The 4,254-nt window shown below is 63.0% G+C and carries 5 protein-coding genes and 1 pseudogene; 5 read left to right on the top strand and 1 reads right to left on the bottom strand.

From position 1 onward, the window contains the following. The 5 genes and pseudogenes from EOA32_RS33935 to rpmG form a co-directional block, all read left to right on the top strand. Positions 1 to 211, top strand: a pseudogene (locus tag EOA32_RS33935) (MetQ/NlpA family ABC transporter substrate-binding protein); the annotation flags it as partial. Positions 212 to 458: 247 nt separating this feature from the next. Then, positions 459 to 1,199, top strand: a complete 741-nt coding sequence (locus EOA32_RS33930) for an NUDIX domain-containing protein (RefSeq protein ID WP_128374046.1) — start codon at positions 459 to 461, stop codon at positions 1,197 to 1,199. 19 nt (positions 1,200 to 1,218) lie between these two features. Then, positions 1,219 to 2,394 carry an MFS transporter gene (locus EOA32_RS33925; RefSeq protein ID WP_067328142.1) on the top strand — a complete coding sequence of 392 codons (1,176 nt, stop codon included), beginning with the start codon at positions 1,219 to 1,221 and terminating at the stop codon, positions 2,392 to 2,394. A gap of 98 nt (positions 2,395 to 2,492) precedes the next feature. Then, a complete protein-coding gene (locus EOA32_RS33920; protein WP_067328140.1) occupies positions 2,493 to 2,951 on the top strand; it encodes a hypothetical protein in 459 nt (152 codons plus the stop codon). Positions 2,952 to 3,106: 155 nt separating this feature from the next. Next, positions 3,107 to 3,274 (top strand): 50S ribosomal protein L33, encoded by a 168-nt coding sequence (gene rpmG / locus EOA32_RS33915; RefSeq protein ID WP_040995604.1) that lies wholly within the window; start codon positions 3,107 to 3,109, stop codon positions 3,272 to 3,274. A 507-nt stretch (positions 3,275 to 3,781) separates the two neighbouring features. On the opposite strand, the gene EOA32_RS33905 is transcribed toward rpmG, so the two are convergent. After that, positions 3,782 to 4,254 (bottom strand): diguanylate cyclase (locus tag EOA32_RS33905; protein ID WP_128374045.1); only part of this gene is annotated, 473 nt, incomplete at its 5' end.

The following is a 4,254-nucleotide window of genomic DNA, read 5'->3' as shown; positions in this document are numbered from 1 at the left end:
CTTCAACGACTACACCCAGCCGAACGAGGCGCTGGAACGCGGCGAGATCGACGCCAACGCCTTCCAGCACAAGCCCTATCTCGACAACCAGATCAAGACGCAAGGCTATCACATCGTCCCCGTCGGCTATACCGGCGTCTGGCCGATCGGCCTCTATTCGAAGAAATACACCAAGGTCGCCGACCTGCCGGAAGGCGCCGTCATCGGCCTGCAATGGGCGCTTTATATGCACGGCTTCGGCGGCGAGAAGGACGAGTTCGAGCCGCATCCCTAAGCCTGCAGCGGTTCTGCCCTTGAGACAAACAACGACCATCTCCGAACAGTGGAAATCCAGATCGAGAACCGCTGCGCGTTTTTCCTGGAATCGCTGCGGCAGCGACGTTTGGTCCGGGGCTGGTGCAAAGGCCCGAACACGCAAGCCACTTTCGCGTTCGAGAAGTTTCCGCTAGGTCGAGCGCATGGAAGGAATGACCAAGGCGGATGTCGACAAGCTCGATAAAGGCTTGGCCGTGCACGGCGGTCGGCCGCTTCGCCCGCGCGATGCCGCAACCTTGATCCTGCTCGACAGGAGAGCCAGCGACGTTCTGGTGCTGATGGGCCGGCGCCATGCCGGCCACGCCTTCATGCCGGGAAAATTCGTCTTCCCCGGGGGCCGCACCGATCCCGCCGACAGCCGCGTTCCGGTGGCTGCCCCGCTGCATCCTGAGGAAGAGGCGAGGCTTGTGAGCGGCCCCGGCCGCGCGAGTGCCGCACGGGCGCGCGCCATCGCCATGTCGGCAATTCGTGAGACTTACGAGGAAGCCGGCCTGCTGATCGGTCGTAAAGGCCCGTTCGCGACCGCCAAGCGCGATTGGCAGGGTTTCGTCGAACACAGCGTCGCACCGTCGCTGGACGCCCTGCGCTTCATTGCGCGCGCCATAACGCCGCCCAACCGCGTGCGCCGCTTCGATACCCGCTTCTTCAGCGCCTGGCGTGAGGATGTCGCCGTCGAATTGCCCGACGGTGGTCCAACCAACGAGTTGGAGGGGCTCGTCTGGCTGCCGCTTGGCGATGCCCGCAAGGCCGACACACCCGACATCACCCGCATGATCCTGGAAGAACTGGAAAGGCGGCTCGCCCACGATCCGTTGCTGCGTCCGGGCGGCGCAGTGCCGTTCTTCCGCCTCATCCGAAACCGCTTCGTTCGCGAAGTCCTTTAGAAGCAGAGCATCCCCATCGATGACGGTCGATACCCAGCAACAGGGCGACGAACGCGTACACTGGCTGCCGATGACTGCGGCGATCTCCTCGATCAGCGTGGTCGGCATTGCCATCGGCCTCGGCATGCCGCTGCTCAGCGTCATCCTCGAATCGCGCGGCCACTCGGCCTCGATGATCGGCCTCAACACGGCGGTCGCCGGGCTCGCCTCGATCGCCGGCGCGCCGCTCGCCACGCCGCTGGCCATGCGCCTCGGCGTCGCCCAGACCATGCTTTTGATGATCGCCGTTGGCGCGCTCGCTTTTGTCGGCTTTCATTTCGCGCCGGCCTTCTGGATGTGGTTTCCGCTCCGCGTCGCGCTGCACATTTCGCTGACAGTGCTCTTCATTCTGTCGGAATTCTGGATCAGCACCTCGGCGCCCCCGCATCGTCGCGGCCTTGTGCTTGGCATCTACGCTACGGTGCTTTCTCTGGGCTTCGCCGCCGGGCCGTGGCTGTTCGCCCATGTCGGCTCCGGTGGATTCCTGCCGTTCGGCGTCACCATTGCGTTGGTAACGCTTGCTGCCATCCCGGTGCTGGCGGCTCGTAACGAGAGCCCGGCGATCGTCGCCGACGGCGAAACCAGCCATTTCCTGCGCTATATCTGGATGGTGCCCACAGCAACCTTCGCCGTGCTGGTGTTCGGCGCCGTCGAGACCGGCGGCTTTTCGCTGTTCCCGGTCTATGGCAGCCGCATCGGCTACTCCGAGGCCGACGCTGCGCTGTTGCTGACCATGATCGGGCTCGGCAACGTGCTGCTGCAGATACCGATTGGCATGATCAGCGACCGAGTCTCGGACCGCCGCTACCTGCTTCTGGCCTGCGCCACGGTCGGCCTCATCGGAACCGTGTTCATGCCTTTCTTCGCCAAGGACTGGCACCTGATGGCGGCGCTTCTGTTCGTCTGGGGCGGTGTGGTCGCGGCCATGTACACGATCGGCCTTGCGCATCTGGGTTCTCAGCTTTCCGGCCATGAGCTCGCCTCCGCCAACGCCGCCTTCGTGCTCTGCTATGGGGTCGGCATGGTGATCGGCCCGCAGGCGATCGGCATCGGCATGGACGCCTTCGGCCCTTCGGGCTTCGGCTGGTCGCTGGCGCTGTTCTTTGCCGCGTACATGCTCCTGGTCCTCGTCAGGTTGGTGCGAAAGATCCTCTAGTGAAAATGTCGCCCGGCACTGGGCTATGCTGACATCACCGTGTCAGCAGGCCCCCTGCTATACCCTCGCCCCAATGCAGGAAGAGCGAGGATATAGCGATGATCGACAGCGGCTTTGAAACCAAATCCCTCAGGATGGAACTGCTTCTGCTCGTCACCTTCCAGGCACCGGCGGCCGACGTCGAGCGCATCATGGAGGCGGTGGTGGCGATCACGCCGCTGCGCATGGGCAAGTATGACGGCAATGCCTACCAGTCGGCGCAAGGCATAGAGCGCTACCGGACGCTCGAAGGCGCTGCCGCGGGCGCCGAGATCGAGTTGCGCAGGCGGCCGGGCACGGTCGAGGTGTCGTTCGAACTGCCCGACGATCAGGCGCTCGCCGCCCGTGTCGCCGAAGCGATATTCCAGGCCCATTCCTACCAGGAGCCCGTGATCCGCATTCAGCCGCTGCTGACCAGCCGTTCCAAGGGACTCGACGACCATACCAATCCGAACCGCTGGTGGAACACCACCGGCGACTGGAAGAAGGCCGATCTGCAGGTCAGGGAGAACGCCTGACGCGGCGAGTTCCGCCGCGTCAAAACGGGGCAAGAAGGCTCTTGGACTTGACTTTCCGGGCGCGTTCTTTATGTGTCGCGCCAAGTTTCCCGCGTCCGGGTGTTTTCCCCGTGCTCCAGCGGCCAAAACTCCACGAATATTAACGGACGAACATCATGGCCAAAGCCGCAAACATCAAGATCAAGCTTCTGTCGACCGCCGACACCGGTTTCTTCTACGTGACCAGCAAGAACAGCCGCACCAAGACGGACAAGCTGTCGTTCCGTAAGTACGACCCGATTGCCAAGAAGCACGTCGAGTTCAAGGAAACCAAGATCAAGTAATCCGGTTTATCCTGAAATGCCGAACGCCGCCCCTTGGGGCGGCGTTTTTGTTTTCAGCGGGCGGATGCTCGAGCAAGAAAGCCCGCGGCTGCCTGACGCTGAATCATCATGAGAAAAAGGGGGCCGGTCGGCGGTTGGCAGCGGTACGAGGAGGCCACTATGTGCCAGCGCCGGCCGGCCGACCCCACGGACCCAGGAGATGCGGCGGACCTGAGCATCATGGGGTATTTTCTGGATCGAGCCGGGCAGTCTACCCTCGTGCCGGCTTCGTCTTCGTTCTATGCCAAGCAGATTTGCTCAAGAACTTATGAAAATCAACCATTTCTTAACCACGGCTCCCGAATCGCTTGGATTAAGGTAAATTCCTAACCCTATCGGGTTGACGCGGAATTGCGGCTTCCGTGGGTAACCGCATCGCGGCGCAACGATTCAGGCAACGCGCTTAAGTCTTCTGGTCTTGTCCATGTCGATGCGCCAAAACTGCTGCGCACCATTGGGTGACACGGACTAGGCGGCCTTGGCGACAACCCGGTTGCGGCCGCCGCTCTTGGCCTCGTAGAGCGCAAGGTCGGCTCGCTTCATCAACGCCGCGACCGTATCGGCTCCCCTCAGCACCGATGACACGCCGACGCTGACCGTCACCTCGATCGTCTTGCCATCGCTGCCGATTGCGAAGGGCGCCTGCGCGATCTCGGCGCGGATACGCTCGGCCACCTTCTCGGCGATTGGCCCGTCGGTATCCGGCATGACCACGACGAACTCCTCGCCGCCGAAGCGGCAGGCGAGATCGATGCCGCGCACGTTCTTGCGCAGCCGCCTGGCGAATTCACGCAGAACGTCGTCGCCGCCGTCATGGCCATGGGCGTCATTGATGGATTTGAAACGGTCGAGGTCGGTGATCATCACCGAGAGCGGCCGCCGCCGCGCCACGGCGCGGTCGAACAGCGTCTCAAGATGGCTATCCAGGTAGCGGCGGTTGT

It is taken from the genome of Mesorhizobium sp. M1A.F.Ca.ET.072.01.1.1 (assembly GCF_004023325.1).
Taxonomy (GTDB): Bacteria; Pseudomonadota; Alphaproteobacteria; order Rhizobiales; family Rhizobiaceae; genus Mesorhizobium.
The sequence above is the reverse complement of the archived record's forward strand: the minus strand, read 5'-3'. Positions and strand labels throughout refer to the sequence as shown.

Bases quoted from the DNA above. Each gene is read 5' to 3' on its own strand.
- EOA32_RS33930 (WP_128374046.1), top strand. From the start codon at position 459: ATGGAAGGAATGACCAAGGCGGATGTCGACAAGCTCGATAAAGGCTTG.
- EOA32_RS33925 (WP_067328142.1), top strand. From the start codon at position 1,219: ATGACGGTCGATACCCAGCAACAGGGCGACGAACGCGTACACTGGCTG.
- EOA32_RS33920 (WP_067328140.1), top strand. From the start codon at position 2,493: ATGATCGACAGCGGCTTTGAAACCAAATCCCTCAGGATGGAACTGCTT.
- rpmG (WP_040995604.1), top strand. From the start codon at position 3,107: ATGGCCAAAGCCGCAAACATCAAGATCAAGCTTCTGTCGACCGCCGAC.